This is a genomic window from Streptomyces sp. NPDC093097 (genome assembly GCF_044754325.1).
Lineage (GTDB): Bacteria > Actinomycetota > Actinomycetes > Streptomycetales > Streptomycetaceae > Streptomyces.
The window spans coordinates 94,815-113,853 of record NZ_JBIVOW010000018.1 but is presented as its reverse complement, the minus strand read 5'-3'; the positions used below and the strand labels follow the sequence as shown (position 1 = coordinate 113,853).

Genomic DNA, 19,039 nt, shown 5'->3' with positions numbered 1-19,039 from the left:
CACGGCGCTCACAGCTCCCCGGCGAGGATGCGGGCGAGCAGCACGTCCGGGTTCTGCTCGGTGGCCTGCCCGAAGGTCTCGGCGTACGCCTCGTCGCCGATCGCCGCGCGGGCCCGCCGCTCGCACTGCTCGCGCACCGCGCGGAGTTCGGGGGTGCCGCGCTGCGGGTGGCCCACCGTGCGCCATATGGCCTGGCCGCCCCCGTAGACCTGGGCGGCGACCGCGCCCCTGCCCTGGGCGGCGACCGCGGCGGCCAGCAGGTCCAGGCCGAGCGCGATCCCGAAGTTGTCGTTGATCCGCCGCTTGGCCGCGAGCATGGCGCGGGCGTGGTCCGCGGCCTCCTCGGGCCGGTGCTGGAAGAGGGAGACCAGGCCGAGCTGGTAGTCGGTGTAGGAACGGGACCAGTACTCGCCGCGCTGGACACAGCCGTGGCGCAGCGTGGTGGCCACCTGCCGCGCCTGGTCGAACCGGCCCAGCGCGGTGAGCGCGAAGAGCCGTACCAGATGGCAGCGGAGCTGGCCCGGGGAGCCGAAGGGGTCGTCCGGCGGCGGGCCGAGCACCTGGTCGGCCGCGGTGTGGGCGGTCAGCGGGCGGCCGGCCATCAGGTGGGTGAGGCCGATGAGATAGCCGGCCCCGAGCATCGCGTCCTGGTCGGCGGCCTCCCGGGCGGCGCGGGCGCACTGCCGTCCCAGGGCCTCGGCGGTCTGCAGTTCGCCCTGGAGAAGGACCGCGACGCCGAGCGCCCACAGGGCGCGGGTGTGGGCCGGGCCAGGGTCGTCCCGGGCGGCGAGGGCGCGCTCCAGGTAGTCCCGGGCCTCGTGCAGATGGCCGCAGCAGGTCCAGAAGAAGACGACGGCCGCGCCGAGGTCCTGGGCACGGGCGGGGTCGCTGACCAGGAGGTGGTCCAGGGCGGTGCACAGGTCGACGTACGCCTCGTCGACCCTGCCGTACCAGGCGACCTGGTCGGGGCCGAGCCAGCCGATTTCGGCGCGGCGGCCGAAACCGACGAAGTGCTCGGCGTGCCGGTCGGCGACGGCGGCCGTCTCGTCCAGCTCGGCCAGCCACATCCGGCCGTACTCGCGCAGCGTGTCCAGCATCCGGAAGCGGTTGCCCTCCCGGCTGAGCACGGACTTGGCGGCCAGCCCGTCCAGCGCGGTGCGGACGCCGTCGGCGGTGAGCGGGCCGTCGGCGCAGACCGCGGCCGCGGATTCGGCGTCGAAGGTGCCGCGGAAGACCGAGAGCCGGGCCCACAGCAGCCGCTCCAGCGGTTCGCACAGCTCGTGGCTCCAGCCGATGGCGGTGCGCAGCGTCCGGTGGCGCGGGGTCCAGGGCATGCCGGTGCCGTCCAGCGCGTCGAGGCGGGAGCCGAGCCGTTCGGCGACCTGGGCCAGCGGACGATGCGCCAGTTGGGCGCCGGCCAGCTCCAGGGCCAGCGGGATGCCTTCCAGCCGGCGGCAGATGAGGTCCGCGGCCTCGGCGTTGCCCGGGTCGGTGAGCCGGAGGTCGGGGGCCGCGGTACCGGCCCGCTCGGTGAGCAGCGCCAGCGCGTCGTTGTCACCGGTGCACGGCAGCGGGCCGATCTCGGTGACGCACTCCCCCGCGACGTCCAGCGGCTGGCGGCTGGTGACCAGGACCGTGACGCCGGGGGCGGCCGTCAGCAGGTCGCCCACCACGTCCCGGCAGGCGGCGACGAGGTGTTCGCAGGAGTCCAGCACCAGGAGCAGGTGTTTGTCGACGAGCCAATCGCAGAGCGCGGCCACCGGCATCCGCGCCGAGTGGTCGGCCAGCCCGACCACGTCGCAGACCGTGGCGACCAGCAGCTGATCGCCCTGTAACGGCCACATCGGGGCCCACCGGACGCCGTCGGGAAATCGCGGGGCTGCGGCCCTGGCGGCCCGCACCGCGATCCTGGTCTTGCCCACCCCGCCGGGGCCGGTCAGAGTGATCAGCCGATGCTGCATCAACTCGCTGCCAAGGCGCCGCAGTTCGGCTCGGCGGCCGACGAAACTCGTCGACTCCTCGGGAATGTTGCTCGCCACCGGCCCAGTTTGCCCCACGAGACCGGCCGCGCGTCCCCCGCGGACCCGGCGGAATCAGGAGGTGACGGAGAGGAAGGCGGGGTTCGGGGCGCTGAGCAGGGCGAGCAGCCCGTGGCGGGCCGCACCGGGCTCACCCTCCTGAGTGACGGCGGTCAGGACGCGACCACGGGGCCGTTCCCCGAGCCGGGGTGCGGCGAGGCGGGGACACGGGCCGACTCCGGTGGCCGGCACGTCCGATGCGGCCGGACATGTCCCGTGAGGGGCCGGGGCTCGGGGCGCGGGCGGTCGTGCCGCGGCCGGCCGTCGGCGCCGCGCGGTCCCGCTGCGGTGATGTCCGATCAACGGCGTTACGCGCGGGCCCCGGCAGGGCACAACAACGCCTGTGTGCCGTTGCGCACCACCCAGGGCCGCCTCTGGTCACACGCCTCTAAGCTGACCCGACCTTCGCGGCCCTGCCGCACCTCCACCGCCTGTCCGTTCGGCGCGAATGGCAGCACCACCCGGGAGAGGAGGGACGCTCCCTGTCCCCCGACGACGATCGTCAACTCCGCGACCTCGCGGAACAGTTCCCACCCGACGCCGCCCCCTGTCCGTCCGCCGGCATACCGGCGGCGCCGACGACACCGTTCCGGCGCGGCGTGGTCTGGCTGATACTGGCCACCGCGCTCGTGGTCCTGGTCACCGGTGTGGCGCTGGCCCAGGGGCTGATCCTGGCGGGCGGGCTGGTGCTGGCCGGGGTCGCCGGCCAGCTCTTCGCTCCGCCCCGCACCGTCCGAGGCCGCCACGACCGCTGGTAGTCACCCAGGGACCATCCGCAGGCCGCCGGACGTGCCCGGCCCGCTTGCCGTCGTTCCAAGACCGTTCGATGGGCAAGCGGGCCGGTGGTCTGAGCGCCCCCGAAGGCGCGCCTCATGTGGCGCGGCGACTCTTCATCGCCACGGCGACACAGAGCGCGCCCAGCAGGAACGTCAGGGCGCCGATGACGATGTTGTTCCAGATGACCCCCGCGTCGGGCCCGCGCCCGACGACCCAGGGCGACACGATCATCCAGGCGCCGATCGCGCACATCGCGCCACTCAGGCCGTACATGCGTTCCGGAGTGACGGTGAACCCGATGGCCAGGAGGGCGATCGCGATGCCGACGATGAGGTTGTGGGTCATCAGCGCCGGCTGCGAGGCCGTGAAGTGCACGACCCACGGCGATACCGCGCAGTACAGACCGACCAGGAACACCGGTCCGTCGACGAGCACCACGTCCCGCCCGCCGAGCGTCCGCTCGAACCGGTCCCTCATCTCGGAAATGTCGGGGTGACCTGCGAGATCTCCCCTGTGGTGTGAGACGTCGGCCATACGACTCGCCTCCTTCGGTCTCCAGCCGGGGCCGCGTCGCGCGACCGCAGCCGCGCATCTTTATCTTGCCCTTACACGGCCATTTTGCCCTTATGTCGACTTTATGTGTAGGCGTCGCGCTGAGAATTTGGCGGGATTTGACGGAGGGGGCCGCCACTCAGGACGGACCCGGGCCACCCTCCAGATGCGGGAGGTCGTGGTCCAGTCGCTCCCGTTTGGCACGGAGGTAGCGGAGGTTCTCCGCGCCGGGCGCCACCAGCAGCGGAACCCGCTCGGCGACCGCCACGCCGTACCGCTCCAGCGCCTCGCCCTTGCGCGGGTTGTTCGACAGCAACCGCACCGAGCGGACGCCGAGATCCTTGAGCATCCCGGCCGCGGCGCGGTAGTCGCGAGCGTCCACCGGCAGCCCGAGCGCGAGGTTCGCATCCACCGTGTCCAGGCCGTCGTCCTGCTGGAGCTTCATCGCCCGCAGCTTGGCCAGCAGCCCGATACCGCGGCCCTCATGCCCCTGGAGGTAGACCAGGACACCGCGCCCCTCCCGCGCGATCGCCCGCAAGGACACGGCCAGTTGCTCACCGCACTCGCAGTGCCGGGACCCGAAGGCATCGCCGGTCAGGCACTCCGAATGCAGCCGGGTGAGCACCCGTTCGCCCGCCGGATCCCCCTGGACCAGGGCCACTTGCTCCGCCCCCGTACGACCGTCCAGATAGCCCACGGCCCGGAACTCGCCGTAGGCGGTGGGCAGTCGGACCGCGACGACCCGTCGCACACCCGGATCCTCGACGTGCACAGCGGCATCTGAGTCCGTCATGGCATGATCGTACCCACGTTCGGACCGACTTGGCGGCCGTAGCCAGACCGCCAACTCCCCTCCCCGCACAGCGGGTTGCCGCCGATCGGAGACCGTCGATGCCAACGACCGCGCCAGGCCCGACTTCGCCCACCGCACTACCGACCGACACCACCGAGGACATCCGCACCCGGCGCCCCGCCCTCGCCCTGCTGCCCATCGGAAGCTTCGAACAGCACGGCCCCCACTTGCCGTTGACCACCGACACCCTGATCGCCTGCGCCATCGCCGAGGAGATCGCCGCCCGCCACGAGGTGCTGCGGCTCCCGCCGCTGACCGTCTCCTGCTCCCACGAGCACGCCGACTGGCCCGGCACCGTCAGCATCTCGGCCCGCACCCTGCACACCGTGGTCACCGACATCGCCGCCTCACTGCACCGATCCGGTCTCACCGCACTGGTACTGGTCAACGGCCACGGCGGAAACTACGTACTGCGCAACGTCGTTCAGGAGGCCTCGGCGGGCGACGGCATCCGGATGGCCCTCTTCCCCGGCCCGGCCGACTGGGCCGCCGCCCGCGCGCGAGCCGGCCTCACCACCCCCGCCCACGGCGACATGCACGCCGGCGAGACCGAGACCTCGATCCTGCTGCACACCCGGCCCGACGCGGTCCGGGCCGGATACGCCGCCGCCGACCACCGTGCCGACGAGCGGCCGCACCTGCTCACCCTCGGCATGGCCGCCTACACCGCCTCCGGGGTGATCGGGACGCCGTCCCTGGCCTCCGCCGAGAAGGGCGCGGCACTGCTGGCCGGGCTGGCCGAGGCGTTCGACGACTACCGGGAGGCATGCGGTGCCCACCGCCACTGACCCGCTCGGCGCGGACGCGGCCTGGGAACTGCTGCTCGGCATCCGCGACGCCCGCGCCGCGGCGGACGCCGGGCTGCTCCCGGACGGCGCGGACGACGGCCGGCACTGGGCACGGCCGGCCGCACCCGCGGCGGAGGAACTGGCCGCGCGGTACCTCCCTCTGTGCCTGGCCGGCCCCCGGACCGTCTTCGCCCAGCTCGGGCAGAGCCTGGACGGTTTCATCGCGACCCGCACCGGCGACGCGGACTACGTCACCGGCGAGGCGGACCGCCGCCATCTGCACCGGCTCCGGGCCCTGGCGGACGCGGTGCTGGTGGGCGCCGGGACCGCGGTGGCCGACGATCCCCGGCTGACCGTCCGCGCCTGCCCCGGCCCCGACCCGGTACGGGTGGTGCTCGACCCGCACGGCCGGGTGCCGCGGACCCGGCGGGTGTTCACCGACGGTGCGGCACCGACGCTGTGGCTGATCGGCCCCGAAACGGCCGCGGAGCGCCTCGGGGACGGGGTCGAGGCGCTGGTCCTGCCCGGCCCGGACGCCTTCGCGCCCCGGCGGCTGCGCGCGGCACTGGCGGCACGCGGCCTGGGCCGGGTGCTGGTCGAGGGCGGCGGGGTCACCGTCTCGCGGTTCCTGCGGGCCGGCGCACTGGACCGGCTGTACCTGACCGTGGCACCGGTCCTGCTCGGCGACGGCGTCCCCGGCCTGCGCTTCCCCGGCACACCGGTGATGCGCCACGCCCTACGCCCGCCGGTACGGCGCACCGCACTCGGCGAGGACACACTCTTCGAGCTGGACCTACGGCCGGCGGGGCGGACGCCGCCCGGCGGCCCGGCGGACGAAGCGCCCCAGTAGGGCGGAGGGGCCGGCCCCGTTCAGGGAGTGAGGTCGAGGACGCGGACGGGCTGCCCGTGCCAGCGTTGCGGGTCGGTGGTGGCGATGACCGCGCCCTCAGGACGATCCGGTGTCGGTTGCGCGGTGTGCCGGCAGTGCGCAGCCGCCCACGACGCCTGCCGGGCGACGGCGAGCGCGGCGGGGAGGTCGAGGTCGAGGACTCTGATGCCGGGCAGTGCTGCAAGGTGTTCGGCAGTGCCGGGGCGGGTGCGATCGGCTTCGACTAACGCGCAGGTCGGGGCGTAGAGGTACCAGCCGGGCTCGGCGTGGGCGCGGTGGATGAGCCGGGAGGCCAGGACGTTGCCCTTGCCGGCGGCGGCCATCGCGGTCTCGTCCAGGATGATGTGCAGCGCGTCGCTCACCGTCCGGCCGCCTCGGCCAGACGCCGATCGAGCTCGTCGTCGAGATCCTGTTCCTCGGCCGAGGTGGGGGCGTAGCCGCTCCACTCCTGCAGAACCGCCCGAGCCTTCTCCGCGCGCTCGGCACGCTCAGCCGGGGTCAGCAGGGTCTCGGCCAGCCGCGCCAGGTAGGCGCGCAGCGAGAGACCTTCGGCGGCGGCTATGGCGGCGAGGCGGTCTTTGGCTTCTTCGGGGATGCGGATGTTCGCATCGGACATCGTCAGGCTCCCTTCCCTTTCCAGGGTACGGGTACGTACCCGTTTCACACCCTGCCTCCCCTGGCCCGCCTCTGTTCACGAGATGAAGAAGCCGATCGACGGCCTGGACAGCCGCGTAAGCGAACTGGACCGAGAACTACGATCGGCGTTTCTCACAGAGATCAGCGACTCAGGCACCACGATTTTCCGGACTAAGGCCAGCCGGACCTGTGTTCGATGGGTAGAGGCAAGTGCGCGATCATCTGGACCGTGACCTCTGTGACTCCACCCCAGCCTGTCGCTGCTGAGAGCAACCGGATCAAGGTGTGGTACCGCGTGAAGGCTGGCTTCCCTATGGCACTGAGGGGTTGTGGGCCACGCGGCCGGCGGTGGCCTTGCCGGGGTCGCAGCGGTGCCGGGACGGGCACGGCCGGCTTCAACTCACGTGCAGGGCTGGCATATCCGGGTGGCAGTCGGGCTTCGGGTCGGCTGAGGATCGCGATCGCCGCCTGCCGAATTTCCCTGCGGACGTCTGCAGCGTCAGGCTGGTGTGGCGCCGACGGTCAGGATCTTCACGGCGATGTGGGCTCCGTCGATCTCGTAGGTGGCACGGAAGTCCCCGACCCGTAAGCGGCGCAGGTTGGTGCCGCCGAGCTTGCTGCTGCTGATCGGCTCGGGGGTGTCGGCAAGGGAGTTGACGGCTCGAACGAAAGGTTTGACGGCCTCGCCGTATTTGGCGCGTAGGCGCTTGAGTCCTTCGGAGGCGGCGCGTTCCCAGATGACGGTGTGGCTCACGAGGCCTTCCTCGCGATCATCTGCTCGACTTCGTCGGACGTGTACGTCGGCCCGCCCTCGGCGCGGACGTGGAGTGCGATGGCGACGTCGGCGAACTCGATAGCCGCTTCCTTGGCCTCGTCGTCGAGGGTGGCATCGGCCAGGGCCTGGGTCCACCAGTGATTAAGGAACGCCTCGAAAGCGCCGCCGCCGTCGAGGGCGCCGAGTTCTTCGTCGAACTCCTGTCGCCGGTCGGCCCGTAGGCGTTCTCGGACCGCGTCGACGGTGCGGGGGATGTCCTCGCCGGCGTAGCCGGTTGCTTCCCGAGCCTGGTCCACGGCCCCGGTCCAATCGAGCTCAGCCATGCTCTGCTCCCTTCCTTTCGCGCGGGCATCACGCTACTCCGATATCGCTGGCGTGCGGACGCGATCGCCCCCTGCACCCGTCGGCCGGCGCTGATCACACTTGCCTTCATGCCCTGCGCCTTCCTGCTGGTGACGCGGCCCTGGCGGTAGCCATAACCACGCTCACGTGAACACAACGCAAGCTTGGGTGTCCGGGGCCGGGTCCGGGTCGAGGAAGCACCTGTGCAGATCGCCGGCGGCGTGGAGAGTTCCTAGGGCGAGGGGGCCGGAGGGGCATCGCGGCCGTCGAGTGTGCGGCGCAGCAGAGCTGCGGTGGTGCCGGCGGCCCTGCGCTCGGCTTCGTCCTCGCTGACGCGGGCCCGTTCCTCCAGCAGCACCGCGGCGGCCTGGAGGAGGCCGGCCTGGGCCGGCACCGTCTCCAGCGCTGCGAGCGCGGCCGCGGCCTGTTCCGCGGCCGGCATGCCACCGGATCCGCCTTGCGGAATCAGCATGCTGACGCCGCATCCGAGAGCGCGGTCGCGGGGCGACGGGGACGGGACTGTGGTCACCGGCACATCATCCCACTGCTCATGGGCTGTTCACCGGAACGGGGACGGGACTGTGGTCACCGGCACATCATCCCACTGCTCATGGGCTGTTCACCGGAACGGGGACGGAGGGACAACGAGCACCTCGACAACTGCATCGGCCTGCGGAACGACCCCGAGCATGCCCGTCGACCATGCCGTCGTACCGGGAAACTCCAAGATCCCCGGCAGGGGCAAGCCAGGGCGTGTCGTCAAACTGACGCCTGCCGTACGGCTTCTGGCACGCATTCCGCCACGTCTCAAGGTCGCGGGGGACCCTCATGCGGCGTTGTCGGACTGTCCCGGCCAGTTTCGGGGCAGTCCTCCGCCATGCGAGCGCACGCACCGGACGCCGCACGGCCCGGCCTCCGGCCGGACACCGCCAGTGTGACGGCACGCCCCAGCAGCACCCCGGCACCCGGCAGGCTCGCGGCCAGGGCGAGCACGCCGTAGACGACGGCAGTGGCCAGGCCCTGCGCGGCGCCCAGCCCGGCGGCGCCGAAGGCCCAGGCCGCGACGCCCTCCCGCGGCCCCCAGCCGCCGACGTTCAACGGCAGCGCCATGGCCAGCAGGGCCAGCACCACCAGCGGCACCAGGTCGACGACCGGCGCCCGCACCCCGGCGACCCGCGCCGCCAGCAGGAACGTCCCCACATAGCCGGCGAGCACGACCACCGACGCGGCGGCGACACCCGGCCAGATCGCGGGCGCCACCAGCAGCCGCCGAGCCCGGGCCACCGCACTCCGCCCAGCACCACCGCGCCGTTCGGGCGCCCCTTCGACCCGCCGCCGGCGCGCCCGAGCGACCAGCCAGAACCCGACGACGCCCGCCACGGCCACGGCGACCACCGCGGACACCGCTACGCCCGCCGGCCCCCCGAGCACCCTGCCGAGCGCCGCCCGGACCGGGGACGGACGGACGGCCAGCACCACCGCGCCGACCGCCAGCAGCACCACCTGTCCCGCGGCCCGCTCCCAGACCACGGCCCGCACGCCCCGCCCCACGTCCCCGGCGTCCCGCCCGTGGCGCACCGCCCGGTGGACGTCCCCCCACACCCCGCCCGGCAGCGCCGCGTTCAGGAACAGCGCCCGGTAGTAGTCCGCCACCGCCCGCCCCAACGGGAGCCGCAGGCCCAGGCCGCGGGCCACCAGGCACCATCGCCAGGCGCTGCACACCGTCGTCAGCGCCCCGATGCCCACACCGGCGGCCAGCGCGGCCGCGTCGATCCGGCGCAGCCCGTCCAGGAGGGCGACGGAACCGAGGTGCCACACCAGCCCGACCAGGAGGGCCACGCCCCCGAACACCCGCAGCCACGGCAGGAGTCGGCGCCTCATCAGGCCGCGACGAAGGCGCCGGGCAGCGACGGACCCGGCAGCGCCAGCAGGTCGGTGTGGTGCACGGCGACCGTCAACTCACCCGCCGCGCACGCCTCCAGCCGACGCCGCAGATACCCCTCGGCCCCGGCGGCCAGCTCCGGCCGCTGCTCCCGGGCGGCGCCCACCCATCCGCGCAGCCAGCGCTCGGTCAGTGCGGACTCGGGCCCGCCCAGCCGCCATGGGCTGGGACGGGTCACCACCCGCGCCCCGCGCCGGACGAACGCCTCGGTGGCCGCCGCGACCGCGTCCGGGCCCAGCAGCCGGCGGCCGCCCTCGGTGCGCCGCTGGTGCGCGTTGAACGCGGCGGAGACGGCCGCGTCGAGGGGGTCGGCCGGGGTGAGTTCGACCCGGCCGGTGACCGAGAGCGTCAGCAGGGCCGGGCAGCCGGCGCCCGTGCAGGCCGCGGCGACGCTCTCCAGCGCGTCCCGGGTCAGCAGATCGAGCAGCGCGGAGGCGGTGACCAGGGAGGTGCCGGCGAGCTCGGCGGCGGTCAGGCCGGCCAGATCGGCGTAGGCGGTGACGGCCGTAACGGGCCGTCCGTCGGCGGCACTTGACGGCATCCGGTGCGCGGCCTGGACCAGCAGGACCGGATCGTGGTCCTGAAGGACCCAGTGCTGGGGGCCGGGCAGCCGGACCGCGAGCCAGCGCCCCATCGCGGCCGTACCGCAGCCCAGGTCGCGGATCACCAGGCCGTCCGTGCCGCCGAAGCGCTCGGGGGCGGGGGCCGCGGCGAGCCGGTCCCGCAGCGGGCGGAGCAGCTCCGGCGCGCGGGCCGCGGCGTCCGCCCGCTCCCGCAACTCCAGCCACTTCGGGCAGAACCCCGGTCTGCCGACGGCGTCCGTCAGGGGCCCCGCGGCGCGGTCCGCAGCCGCTCCAGCACTCCGGCCAGACTGTGCGACGTCATCTCCCACCCCTCCAGCATGGCACGGCGACCGCGTGCCGAGGCCGCCAGTCGCCGCCGCAGTTCCGGATCGCCGAACCAGGCGCGCAACGCCGCACCGAGCGCGGCCGGTTCACCGGACGGGACCAGCAGCCCGGGCACGCTGCCGTCCGGGGCCCGCCCGACGGCCTCCGGCACCCCGTCCACGGCCGTCGCCAGCACCGGGACCCCGCAGGCCAGCGCCTCGGTGAACACCATGCCGTAGGTCTCGGCATGGGAGGCGAGCAGCATCAGATCCGCGGCGGCGTAGCAGTCCGCCAGCGCGGTGCCGGTCAGCGGCCCGGCGAACCGGATCCGCTCGCCCAGGCCCAACTCCCGCACCCGTGCCCGCAGCTGGGCGACGTACTCCGGGGCGTGCCCGGTGCCGCCGGCGAAGGTGCAGGTCCACGGGGCGTCGGCGACGGCCGCGAGGGCGTCGACCAGGCGGCGGTGGCCCTTGCGCGGGGTGATCGACGCCACGCACAGCAGCCCGCCGGCGCCGTCGGTCCCCGCGGCGAGCGGCGCCCGGTCGACTCCGGGCCGGGCGACCGTCACCGGCGGCAGCCCGGGCCCGTGCAGGGCGTCGATCCGCCGGGCCGCCCAGTCGCTGGTGGCGATCACCGCATGGGCGGTGTGCAGCGCGCGCCGTTCGCGGCCCGCCAGCTCCGCCGCCGTACCGGGGGCCAGGCCGGTCTCGTCGGCGAGCGGCAGATGCACCAGGACGGCGAGCCGCAGCCGGCCCGCCGCGGCCCGGAGGACATCGGGCACCCCGCACGCCACCAGGCCGTCCAACAGCACCACCGCACCGTCCGGCAACTCGGCCAGCAGCCGGGCCAGTCCGGCGGTGGCGGCCGCGTCCGGGCGCGGCCAGGCACCGGGCAGCGGATGGCGGTGCACGCACCAGCCCAGGGCCGGCAGGTCCCGGCAGACCCGCAGGTCGTAGACGTTGCCGCCGCTGAGCGCCGTGGGGTCGGCGACGCCGCCGGGCAGCACGGCGTGCACCACCCGCGCACCGCCCGGACCGGGCCGGATCACCGGGCCCGCCGCGTCACAGCGCGCGCTCGTAACTGGCCCAGGCGATATGGGACTCGTGCAGGGTGACGGTGATCCCGGCCAGCTCGCGGGCGCCCTCGCCGAGGTTGCCGGCGTGCACCCGGTCGGCGAGCCGGTCGGCGATGACCTTGGCCAGGGCCTCGGTCGAGGTGTTGGTGCCGGCGAAGTCGGCTTCGTCGTCGAGGTTGCGGTAGTTGAGCCCGGCGACCACCGCGCCGAGTTCCCGGGTGGCCAGGCCGATGTCGACCACGATGTCGTCGCCGTCCAACGCGGGGCGGCGGAAGGTGGCGTCCACGAGGTACGTCGCGCCGTGCAGGCGCTGGGCGGGCCCGAAGACCGCGCCGCGGAAACTGTGGGCGATCATCAGGTGGTCGCGGACGGTGATGCTGAACACGGGGGCACCTCCAGGGGCGTCGTCAACGGGATGGCGCGGGCGGGGAGTCGCCTACGGGTCACTGCCCGTCGCCGGTCGGGTAGCGGATGCGGTGGCAGAGCGCCGGGAGGGCCCCGGAGGCCAGCCGCGGCAGCACCGACGGCAGTTCGGCGAAGGCGGACTCACCGGTGATCAGGGCGTCGTAGGCGGGGTCGGCGAGCAGGTCGAGCGCGAGCCGGAGCCGGTCGGCCACGGAGCGCCGGCCGCGCCGGGCCGGGGCGACCGCGCCCACCTGGCTGCTGCGCACGGTGAGCCGGCGGGAGTGGAAGGACTCCCCCAGCGGCAGGCCGACCCGGCGGTCCCCGTACCAGCTCAGCTCGATCACCGTGCCCTCCGGGGCGAGGAGTTCGAGGGCGCGTGCCAGGCCCTCCTCGGTGGCGCTGGCGTGCACCACCAGATCGCAGTCGCCACGGGCGTCCGCCGGCAGCGCGAACGGCACGCCGAGCGCCGCCGCGGTACCGGCCCGCGCCGGATCGGCGTCGACCAACTGCACCCGCGCGGCCGGGTATCGGGCCAGCAGCGCGGCCACCGCGCACCCCACCATGCCGCCGCCGACCACCGCGATCCGGTCCCCGAGCAGCGGCGCGGCGTCCCACACGGCGTTCACCGCCGTCTCGACGGTGCCCGCGAGGACGGCGCGCGCCGCCGGCACGGCATCCGGAACCGGCGTCACCGCCTCCGCAGGAACGACGTAGTGGGTCTGGTGCGGATAGAGGCAGAAGACGGTGCGGCCACGGAGTGCGCCCGGCCCCTCCTCCACCACGCCCACGTTGAGATAGCCGTACTTGACCGGCCCCGGGAACGCGCCGTCCTGGAACGGCGCCTGCATCGCCCCGTATTGGCTCTCCGGGACACCACCGCGGAAGACCAGGCTCTCGGTACCCCGGCTCACCCCGGAGTAGAGCGTGCGCACCAGCACCTCGCCGGCGCCGGGTCGCGGCAGCGGGGCCGCCCTGATCTCGCCGCGACCTGGGGCACTGAGCCAGAACGAGCGGGCGACGCGCGGCAACGAATCCTCCTGGACGGTGCGGTGATGCGTCGTGAATGCTGAGCAACGCGTGCCGGGGATCATGGCGACGCCGTCACGATACGCGGCACCCTCCGGCTCCGCCACAGTGTTCAAGGAGGCGCGGTGGCCGTACAAGAGCGGTACGGGACAAGGCTGTTCGCCCCGGATCGGGCGGCCGGCCCGATCGCGCAGCTGGTGCTCCTGGAGGTGCTGTGCCGGGCGGTCGGGCTGGGCCCGGCGGGCTGGCTGACGGGCTCCGCCTTCGCGGTGGGCACCTGGGCCGCGCTCACCCGTGCGGTGCGCGGGTCCTGGCTGCGCTCCTTCGGACCGGCCAACCGCGTCACGCTGGCCCGGGCCACCCTCGTCGGCGGGGTGACCGCACTGGTCGCCGACTCCTTCGGCCACCGGGCGCCGGTGGCGGCGCTGGTCGGACTGGCCGTGCTCGCACTGCTCCTGGACGCGGTGGACGGCCAGGTGGCACGGCGCACCGGGACGGCGACGGCGCTGGGCGCGCGGTTCGACATGGAGGTCGACGCCTTCTTGATCCTGGTGCTGTGCGTCTACGTCGCGGTACCGCTGGGCCCGTGGGTGCTGGCCATCGGGGCGATGCGCTATCTGTTCGTCGCGGCGTCCTGGGTGCTGCCGTGGCTGCGGGCTCCGCTGCCGCCCAGCACCGCCCGCAAGGCGGTGGCCGCGCTCCAGGGCGTGGTGCTCGTGGCGGCCGGCGCCGGGATCGCGCCGCGGGGGCCGGCGCAGGGTGCGGTGGCACTGGCGCTGGCGCTGCTGGTGTGGTCGTTCGGGCGGGACGTGGGGTGGCTGTGGCGCACCCGGGAGCGGGCGGCCGTCGGCGGGACCGTGCCGGAGGCGTAGCCCTGCCGGGGGACCGTCAGGTCCCGGCGTGCCGCCCGAGGTAGACGACCAGCGCCAGGAACAGCAGCACCAGATGGGTCACGGCGACGTAGAGCAGCACCCGTATCCACAGGCTGCGCCGGGCCGCCTCATGGACCACGATCCGCCGGGGCACCAGGACGGTGCCGGGCAGCCGCGCCAGCCGGGTACCGGGACGGACCGCGGTGGTCCGGGCCCGGCGGACACCGCAGCGGGGCGAGGCGGGGTGCAGGGCGGCGATCTCCGGGCAGGTCCGCCCGTGTCCGCGGGCGGACCGCAGCGGGTCCCGGCCGAGGTGGCGGCGCCCCCGGCAGGCCCGCCCGAGGCCGATGGGTATGCAGGTGCGGGAGCGGACCGCGCGCCATGGCGGCGGTCCCTTGCGTCGCTGTGTGCCGGACATCGGCGGTCACCCGGTTCCGGTGGCGCCGGCGTCGGCGGACCGCCGGCGCGGTGCCGCGGCGACGGCGGCCCGTACCACACGCACCCGTTCCCGTACCGACTCGGCGAAACCGCCCACGCATGCCCTCCGCGTTCAGGCCAACCGGCCATCGCGTTCATCCGTTGAAAAGGGGAATTCCTCAACTGTAGACGAAGCGGCCGCCGGGTTGAACGGGCGGGGCGTGACCAACGGGTCCGCCCACGGTGACGAATCCACGGCCCGCACCGGGTACTTGCGCCCTTGAATCTCCCGCTGCGGGAGCTTCTACGGTCACCGGACCGCGGCCGCCGCACCCGGCGGCCACCCCGCGGACCACGAAGGAGAGGGGCACGTCATGACCGCATTCGTCCTGGTGTCAGGCGGCTATACCGGTGGCTGGATTTGGCGGGAGGTGGCCGCGCTCCTCCGGGAGCAGGGGCACACCGCGCATCCGGTGACCCTGACCGGGATGGGCGACCGACGCCATCTGGCCGGAGCGGACACGGATCTGGACACGCACATCGAGGACATCGTGCAGGTGCTGGACCACGAGGACGTCAGCGAGGCGGTGATGGTGGGGCACTGCTACGGCCTGCACCCGGCGCTGGGCGCCGCCGACCGCCGCGCGGAGCGGGTGGCCTCGGTGGTCTATCTGGACGGCGGGATGCCCTCGGACGGCGACGCGGGCGTCGACGTGATGCCCGAGGCCCTACGGGACCGGCTGCTGCGGCGGGCGGCGGAACTGGGCGGGGGACGGATGGCGCCGCCCCCGCCGCTGGACGACAAGGAGTTGTGGGGCGACCTCACCGGGGTCTCGCCGGCCGACCGGGAACGGATGAAGCGGCTGGCGGCACCCCAGCCGATGGGCACGCTGACCCAGCCGCTCCGACTCACCGGCGCGGCCACCGAGTTGCCCGGCACCGGCGTCTTCTGCACCGCCAACGGGCTCAGCATCGCGCTCGTGGAGGCCCTGGTGGCCGCCGGTGACCCGCGCTCCGCACGGCTCACCGACCCCAAGGTGGGCTACTTCGACCTGGACACCGGGCACTATCCGATGCTTTCGCAGCCCGGTGAGCTGACGGAGGTGCTGATCCGGGCGGCGGCCGGTGAGGGCCGCCGCCTGAAGCGGCCCTGACGCGGGCTCAGCCAGCCTGCTCCCGGGCCGCCGCGAGCCGCTCCCGGGCCTCGGCGAGGTCCTCCTCGGTCGGGGCGTCGTCCTGGGTGAGACGGCGGCGCCAGTAGCCGGTGAAGTCGATCCCACGAGCGTCGAGGCCGCGCTCACCTATCAGGTGCCGCCGCAGCCCGCGGACCGCGCCGGCCTCGCCGGCCAACCAGGCGAAGACCGGCTCCTGGGGGAGGCGGGCCGCGCGGACGGCGGCGAGCAGCGCGCCGTCCGCACCGGCCGGGGCGCGGTCCCGGTGCACCCAGTGGACGGTGAGGTCGGCGCGGGTCGGCAGGGGCTGCTCCTCGGCCGGGTCCGCGACCTCGATCCAGGCCGTCGCCCGGGCGGTGGCCGGCAGCGCCTCGGCGAGCGAGCCGAGGGCCGGCAGCGCGGTCTCGTCACCGGCCAGCAGGATCAGGCCGGGGGCGTCGAGGGGCAGCGGCCGGGCGTACTCGGCGGCCGGCCCGTAGCGGGCGAGGGTGTCGCCCACCTTGGCGGCGGCCGCCCAACGGGTCGCGGGGCCGGCCTCCTCAGGCGTCCCGTGCAGGACGAAGTCGACGGTCAGCCGCTGCCGTTCGGCGTCGTGGGAGCGCACCGTGTAGCTGCGCATCACGGGCCGTTCCGCCTCGGGGATCGCAAGGAACGCCTGGTACCAGCCCATCGCGTCGTCCCCGGGTTCCTCCGGGAGCCGGGGGACGGTCTGGCCCGGCCGGGGGAAGAGCAGCTTGAGCTGCTGGTCGGGCCAGGAGGGGAGGGCGTCGAGGCCGTCCCCGGCGAAGGTGATGCGCGCCATGCGCGGGGTGATCCGTCGGACGTCGGTGACCTGGATGAGGGCGACGGGTACGGCCGTCATGGAACCTCCTGCTGACGTGAAGTGGACGGTGGGTCGGTGGGTCAGGGGGTCAGTGGCCCGGGGTGGCGCCGAGGTGGTGGCGCGGTCCTGCCGGCGGTGGCGCGAGCACGCATTTCCCGCATCGGAAAACGCCCGGGCAGACCGCCGTCCGCCACTCGTCCGACGCTCGGGAATATCGACGCACCTCCCAGCCGGACCGCTCTCCCGATGCCCGGGACCTCGATGACCTCGCGGCCGCCCATGGCGACGACCTGCCGCGAGGCGGCCTGCGCTCCGCCACCCCACGCGACCCCCTCCCCCACCCCCTGATATCTTTACACCATAAAGAGTTGGACGGAGACAATAACTTTACGCCCTAAGGAGTAGCAAGTTGGTGGTATTCGCGGGCCAGGGCGACCCCCGCCGATCCCTGTCCCTGCTGTGGCGCACAAAGGGCGACGACGGCGGCCGGCCCCGCACGTCACGGGGCCCCAAACCGGCACTGAGCGTCGACGCGATCGTCGACGCGGGCATCGCGGTGGCCGACACCGACGGCATGGCGGCACTGTCGATGCGCACGGTCGGCGAGCGACTGGGCCGCACGGCCATGGCCCTCTACACCTACGTCCCCGGCAAGACCGAGCTGGTGGACCTGATGCACGACCGCGCACTGGCCGAACTCCCCACCGACTACGACCTGACGCCCGGCTGGCGGTCCGCGGTGACCTCCTGGGCCACCGACACCTGGGAGTTCTACCTGCGCCACCCCTGGGTGCTCCAGGTCTCACAGGCCCGCCCGGTACTGGGCCCCCACGAGTACACCTCCCTGGAGACCCTCCTACGGGTGCTCTACACAACGGAGTTGGACTCCGCCGCACTGCGCAGGATCGTCGGCGCCCTGTTCCACTTCGTCCGCGGCGCGGCCCGGACCGTCGCCGAGTCCCGGGAGGCGGCCACCGCCACCGGCGTCTCCGACGAGGACTGGTGGCACTCCCGCTCCGCCATGCTGACCGAGGTGGTCCCCGACTTCGCCGAGCGCTTCCCCCTGCTGGTGCGCCTGGAGACCGAGGGCGCCCCGCCGCCGCCCGAGGAGGACGCCGACGACGCCCCCTATCTGGAGCGCGAGGCACGGGCGACCTTCGAGGCCGGGCTCACGGTGCTCCTGGACGGCATCGAGGCGGCCGTCGCCCGGCGGGCCACGACGCCGACCGGGCAGGGGCCGTTGGAGTGATGAAGCAGGCGGGAGCGCCGCGGGCCGGTGTCGTCGGAGCGCGTGCCGGCGTTGAGCATCCGTGACCACCCCCCGCCTCCGTCCGTGGTTCCTGCCCGCCAGCCTCGCGGCCCTGTTGGCGGAAGCGCTGCCGGACGAGTCGGCTGACGCCCCGTCCGATCCCCGGCCGCACCCGGCGGCTGATCCGGCTTCGGCCGCCGGGCGCGCCGGGCCGCCACCGGCCGCGCCGCACTCCCCCGACCCCCGCCCGGCCGGCCCAACCCCGGAAAGCTGACCCCGCACGCACCGTGGTCAACGGACTACCACATGTGGCGAGCGCCCTTGATCGCCCATAGCTTCGCCTCATGGCGCTACGACAGATGCCCCGCGGGGCACAGCGGATGACGTATCTGGGCTGCGCGACGGCGGTCCTGGCCGGCCTACTCGGTGCGGCCTCGCCGTCGCAGGCCGCTCCCGACCGGGACGACGGAGTGCTCGTCGTCCGGCCCGGGGAGTCGATTCAACGAGCGGTGGACGCGGCCCCACCAGGCGGCACGGTGGTGCTGCTGCCCGGGGTGTACCGGGAGAGCGTGCGGATCAACAAATCGCACCTGACGCTCCGTGGGGCCGGCAGCCGGACCGTGATCGTCCCACCCACCGCACAGGCGGCAACCCCCTGCGGACAGGCCGGTGACGGGATCTGCGTCTCCGGCGCCGCGGGCGCACCGCTCACCGACGTCCACCTCCGGTCACTGACCGTCGGGGGCTTCAAACGCAACGGCATCTGGGCCTCGGGCACCGAGGGACTGACGGTGCACCGCGTCGCCGCGCGACGCAACGGCCAGTGGGGCATCGGACTGGAGAAGTCGGTGCACAGCCTGCTCCGCGACAACCTCGCCGTGGACAACGGCGACGCGGGCATCTTCCTGGCCAACACCGCCGAGGAGGAGGCCGGCGCACTGGACACCCGCGGCACCGTGGTGGTCGAGAACCGGCTGGGCAGAAACCGCATCGGCATCACCGCCCGCCGGCTGCGGAACCTGCTGATCGCCCACAACACCGTGATCGGCAACTGCGCCGGGATGTTCGTGGTCGGCGACGAGAACCAGCCCAAGGCCGGGATGCTCACGGTCCGGGACAACAACGTCTCGCGGAACAACAAGTTCTGCCCGGCGACCAAGCGGCTCCCGTTCCTCAAGGGCAGCGGAGTGGTCCTCACCGGCACCGAGGACTCCCTCGTCCAGCACAACCTGGTACGCGACAACATCGGCAACTCGCCGCTGTCGGGCGGCATCGTCCTCTTCCCCAGCTTCGTCAAGGCCACCAGCGACCGCAATCTCATCCGCGACAACGTGGTGCGGCACAACGCCCCGGCGGACCTGATCAACGCGGACCCGAAGGGCCAGGGGAACGTCTTCATCCGCAACGACTGCCGGACCTCCAGGCCGCCCGGCCTGTGCCGATAGCCGCGCCGGCCGCGGCGGCTCGCCGACCGCGGCCGG

At 74.0% G+C, this 19,039-nt stretch carries 22 protein-coding genes; 7 read left to right on the top strand and 15 right to left on the bottom strand.

Going from position 1 to position 19,039, the window contains the following annotated elements; all coding sequences use genetic code 11:
• Positions 1-8 precede the first annotated feature (8 nt).
• Complete coding sequence (locus ACIQE0_RS27345; protein ID WP_366335474.1) at positions 9-2,039, bottom strand: NB-ARC domain-containing protein; 2,031 nt, start codon at positions 2,037-2,039, stop codon at positions 9-11.
• 638 nt (positions 2,040-2,677) lie between these two features.
• Here ACIQE0_RS27345 and ACIQE0_RS27340 point away from each other — a divergent pair.
• The gene (locus tag ACIQE0_RS27340) at positions 2,678-2,836 is read left to right on the top strand and encodes a hypothetical protein (RefSeq protein ID WP_402337030.1); all 159 of its coding nucleotides are present in this window, start codon (positions 2,678-2,680) and stop codon (positions 2,834-2,836) included.
• 112 nt (positions 2,837-2,948) lie between these two features.
• Here the strand turns inward: ACIQE0_RS27340 and ACIQE0_RS27335 are convergent, their stop codons facing one another.
• Complete coding sequence (locus tag ACIQE0_RS27335) at positions 2,949-3,389, bottom strand: SPW repeat protein (protein ID WP_402337028.1); 441 nt, start codon at positions 3,387-3,389, stop codon at positions 2,949-2,951.
• A gap of 157 nt (positions 3,390-3,546) precedes the next feature.
• Positions 3,547-4,200, bottom strand: a complete 654-nt coding sequence (gene ribA / locus ACIQE0_RS27330) for a GTP cyclohydrolase II (protein ID WP_366335468.1) — start codon at positions 4,198-4,200, stop codon at positions 3,547-3,549.
• A gap of 98 nt (positions 4,201-4,298) precedes the next feature.
• Between ribA and ACIQE0_RS27325 the strand changes: the two genes are divergently transcribed.
• Both ACIQE0_RS27325 and ACIQE0_RS27320 read left to right on the top strand, forming a co-directional pair.
• Positions 4,299-5,048, top strand: a complete 750-nt coding sequence (locus tag ACIQE0_RS27325; protein ID WP_402337025.1) for a creatininase family protein — start codon at positions 4,299-4,301, stop codon at positions 5,046-5,048.
• Positions 5,032-5,898 carry a RibD family protein gene (locus ACIQE0_RS27320; protein WP_402337022.1) on the top strand — a complete coding sequence of 289 codons (867 nt, stop codon included), beginning with the start codon at positions 5,032-5,034 and terminating at the stop codon, positions 5,896-5,898. Before ACIQE0_RS27325 ends, ACIQE0_RS27320 begins: the two co-directional genes overlap by 17 nt.
• Positions 5,899-5,918: 20 nt before the next feature.
• On the opposite strand, the gene ACIQE0_RS27315 is transcribed toward ACIQE0_RS27320, so the two are convergent.
• The 10 genes from ACIQE0_RS27315 to ACIQE0_RS27270 form a co-directional block, all read right to left on the bottom strand.
• Positions 5,919-6,299 carry a hypothetical protein gene (locus tag ACIQE0_RS27315; protein WP_366335462.1) on the bottom strand — a complete coding sequence of 127 codons (381 nt, stop codon included), beginning with the start codon at positions 6,297-6,299 and terminating at the stop codon, positions 5,919-5,921.
• Positions 6,296-6,553 carry a hypothetical protein gene (locus ACIQE0_RS27310; protein WP_366335460.1) on the bottom strand — a complete coding sequence of 86 codons (258 nt, stop codon included), beginning with the start codon at positions 6,551-6,553 and terminating at the stop codon, positions 6,296-6,298. The genes ACIQE0_RS27315 and ACIQE0_RS27310 overlap by 4 nt, the downstream gene beginning before the upstream one ends.
• Positions 6,554-7,072: 519 nt before the next feature.
• The gene (locus ACIQE0_RS27305) at positions 7,073-7,327 is read right to left on the bottom strand and encodes a type II toxin-antitoxin system RelE/ParE family toxin (RefSeq protein WP_366335454.1); all 255 of its coding nucleotides are present in this window, start codon (positions 7,325-7,327) and stop codon (positions 7,073-7,075) included.
• Entirely contained in the window at positions 7,324-7,671 is a 348-nt protein-coding gene (locus tag ACIQE0_RS27300) for a hypothetical protein (protein ID WP_366335452.1), read from the bottom strand. Before ACIQE0_RS27300 ends, ACIQE0_RS27305 begins: the two co-directional genes overlap by 4 nt.
• A gap of 251 nt (positions 7,672-7,922) precedes the next feature.
• Positions 7,923-8,132 (bottom strand): hypothetical protein, encoded by a 210-nt coding sequence (locus ACIQE0_RS27295; RefSeq protein WP_402337017.1) that lies wholly within the window; start codon positions 8,130-8,132, stop codon positions 7,923-7,925.
• Positions 8,133-8,497: 365 nt separating this feature from the next.
• Complete coding sequence (locus ACIQE0_RS27290) at positions 8,498-9,571, bottom strand: lysylphosphatidylglycerol synthase domain-containing protein (protein ID WP_402337014.1); 1,074 nt, start codon at positions 9,569-9,571, stop codon at positions 8,498-8,500.
• Complete coding sequence (locus tag ACIQE0_RS27285) at positions 9,571-10,458, bottom strand: SAM-dependent methyltransferase (protein WP_402337210.1); 888 nt, start codon at positions 10,456-10,458, stop codon at positions 9,571-9,573. The genes ACIQE0_RS27290 and ACIQE0_RS27285 overlap by 1 nt, the downstream gene beginning before the upstream one ends.
• Positions 10,455-11,567: a glycosyltransferase family 4 protein gene (locus tag ACIQE0_RS27280; protein WP_402337012.1), complete on the bottom strand. Its 1,113-nt coding sequence runs from the start codon at positions 11,565-11,567 to the stop codon at positions 10,455-10,457. The genes ACIQE0_RS27285 and ACIQE0_RS27280 overlap by 4 nt, the downstream gene beginning before the upstream one ends.
• A gap of 13 nt (positions 11,568-11,580) precedes the next feature.
• Positions 11,581-11,979 (bottom strand): 6-pyruvoyl trahydropterin synthase family protein, encoded by a 399-nt coding sequence (locus tag ACIQE0_RS27275; protein ID WP_402337009.1) that lies wholly within the window; start codon positions 11,977-11,979, stop codon positions 11,581-11,583.
• 58 nt (positions 11,980-12,037) lie between these two features.
• Positions 12,038-13,027, bottom strand: coding sequence for a zinc-binding alcohol dehydrogenase (locus ACIQE0_RS27270; RefSeq protein ID WP_402337007.1), 990 nt, complete (start codon positions 13,025-13,027; stop codon positions 12,038-12,040).
• 123 nt (positions 13,028-13,150) lie between these two features.
• Between ACIQE0_RS27270 and ACIQE0_RS27265 the strand changes: the two genes are divergently transcribed.
• Positions 13,151-13,897, top strand: a complete 747-nt coding sequence (locus tag ACIQE0_RS27265) for a CDP-alcohol phosphatidyltransferase family protein (RefSeq protein WP_402337005.1) — start codon at positions 13,151-13,153, stop codon at positions 13,895-13,897.
• A 16-nt stretch (positions 13,898-13,913) separates the two neighbouring features.
• Here ACIQE0_RS27265 and ACIQE0_RS27260 read toward each other — a convergent pair whose 3' ends face one another.
• Positions 13,914-14,315, bottom strand: coding sequence for a DUF6126 family protein (locus ACIQE0_RS27260; RefSeq protein WP_366335441.1), 402 nt, complete (start codon positions 14,313-14,315; stop codon positions 13,914-13,916).
• A 373-nt stretch (positions 14,316-14,688) separates the two neighbouring features.
• Here ACIQE0_RS27260 and ACIQE0_RS27255 point away from each other — a divergent pair, with 373 nt between their 5' ends.
• Positions 14,689-15,468 (top strand): alpha/beta hydrolase, encoded by a 780-nt coding sequence (locus ACIQE0_RS27255; protein WP_402337001.1) that lies wholly within the window; start codon positions 14,689-14,691, stop codon positions 15,466-15,468.
• 7 nt (positions 15,469-15,475) lie between these two features.
• Here the strand turns inward: ACIQE0_RS27255 and ACIQE0_RS27250 are convergent, their stop codons facing one another.
• Entirely contained in the window at positions 15,476-16,348 is an 873-nt protein-coding gene (locus ACIQE0_RS27250) for a siderophore-interacting protein (protein WP_402336998.1), read from the bottom strand.
• Between the two features lie 370 nt (positions 16,349-16,718).
• Between ACIQE0_RS27250 and ACIQE0_RS27245 the strand changes: the two genes are divergently transcribed.
• Positions 16,719-17,558 carry a TetR/AcrR family transcriptional regulator gene (locus ACIQE0_RS27245; protein ID WP_402336995.1) on the top strand — a complete coding sequence of 280 codons (840 nt, stop codon included), beginning with the start codon at positions 16,719-16,721 and terminating at the stop codon, positions 17,556-17,558.
• Positions 17,559-17,902: 344 nt separating this feature from the next.
• The gene (locus ACIQE0_RS27240) at positions 17,903-19,003 is read left to right on the top strand and encodes a right-handed parallel beta-helix repeat-containing protein (protein WP_366335433.1); all 1,101 of its coding nucleotides are present in this window, start codon (positions 17,903-17,905) and stop codon (positions 19,001-19,003) included.
• Positions 19,004-19,039 lie beyond the last annotated feature (36 nt).

Bases quoted from the DNA above. Each gene is read 5' to 3' on its own strand.
- ACIQE0_RS27240 (WP_366335433.1), top strand. From the start codon at position 17,903: ATGGCGCTACGACAGATGCCCCGCGGGGCACAGCGGATGACGTATCTG.
- ACIQE0_RS27260 (WP_366335441.1), bottom strand. From the start codon at position 14,315: ATGTCCGGCACACAGCGACGCAAGGGACCGCCGCCATGGCGCGCGGTC.
- ACIQE0_RS27325 (WP_402337025.1), top strand. From the start codon at position 4,299: ATGCCAACGACCGCGCCAGGCCCGACTTCGCCCACCGCACTACCGACC.
- ACIQE0_RS27335 (WP_402337028.1), bottom strand. From the start codon at position 3,389: ATGGCCGACGTCTCACACCACAGGGGAGATCTCGCAGGTCACCCCGAC.
- ACIQE0_RS27250 (WP_402336998.1), bottom strand. From the start codon at position 16,348: ATGACGGCCGTACCCGTCGCCCTCATCCAGGTCACCGACGTCCGACGG.
- ACIQE0_RS27290 (WP_402337014.1), bottom strand. From the start codon at position 9,571: ATGAGGCGCCGACTCCTGCCGTGGCTGCGGGTGTTCGGGGGCGTGGCC.
- ACIQE0_RS27300 (WP_366335452.1), bottom strand. From the start codon at position 7,671: ATGGCTGAGCTCGATTGGACCGGGGCCGTGGACCAGGCTCGGGAAGCA.
- ACIQE0_RS27310 (WP_366335460.1), bottom strand. From the start codon at position 6,553: ATGTCCGATGCGAACATCCGCATCCCCGAAGAAGCCAAAGACCGCCTC.
- ribA (WP_366335468.1), bottom strand. From the start codon at position 4,200: ATGACGGACTCAGATGCCGCTGTGCACGTCGAGGATCCGGGTGTGCGA.
- ACIQE0_RS27255 (WP_402337001.1), top strand. From the start codon at position 14,689: ATGACCGCATTCGTCCTGGTGTCAGGCGGCTATACCGGTGGCTGGATT.
- ACIQE0_RS27295 (WP_402337017.1), bottom strand. From the start codon at position 8,132: ATGCCGGCCGCGGAACAGGCCGCGGCCGCGCTCGCAGCGCTGGAGACG.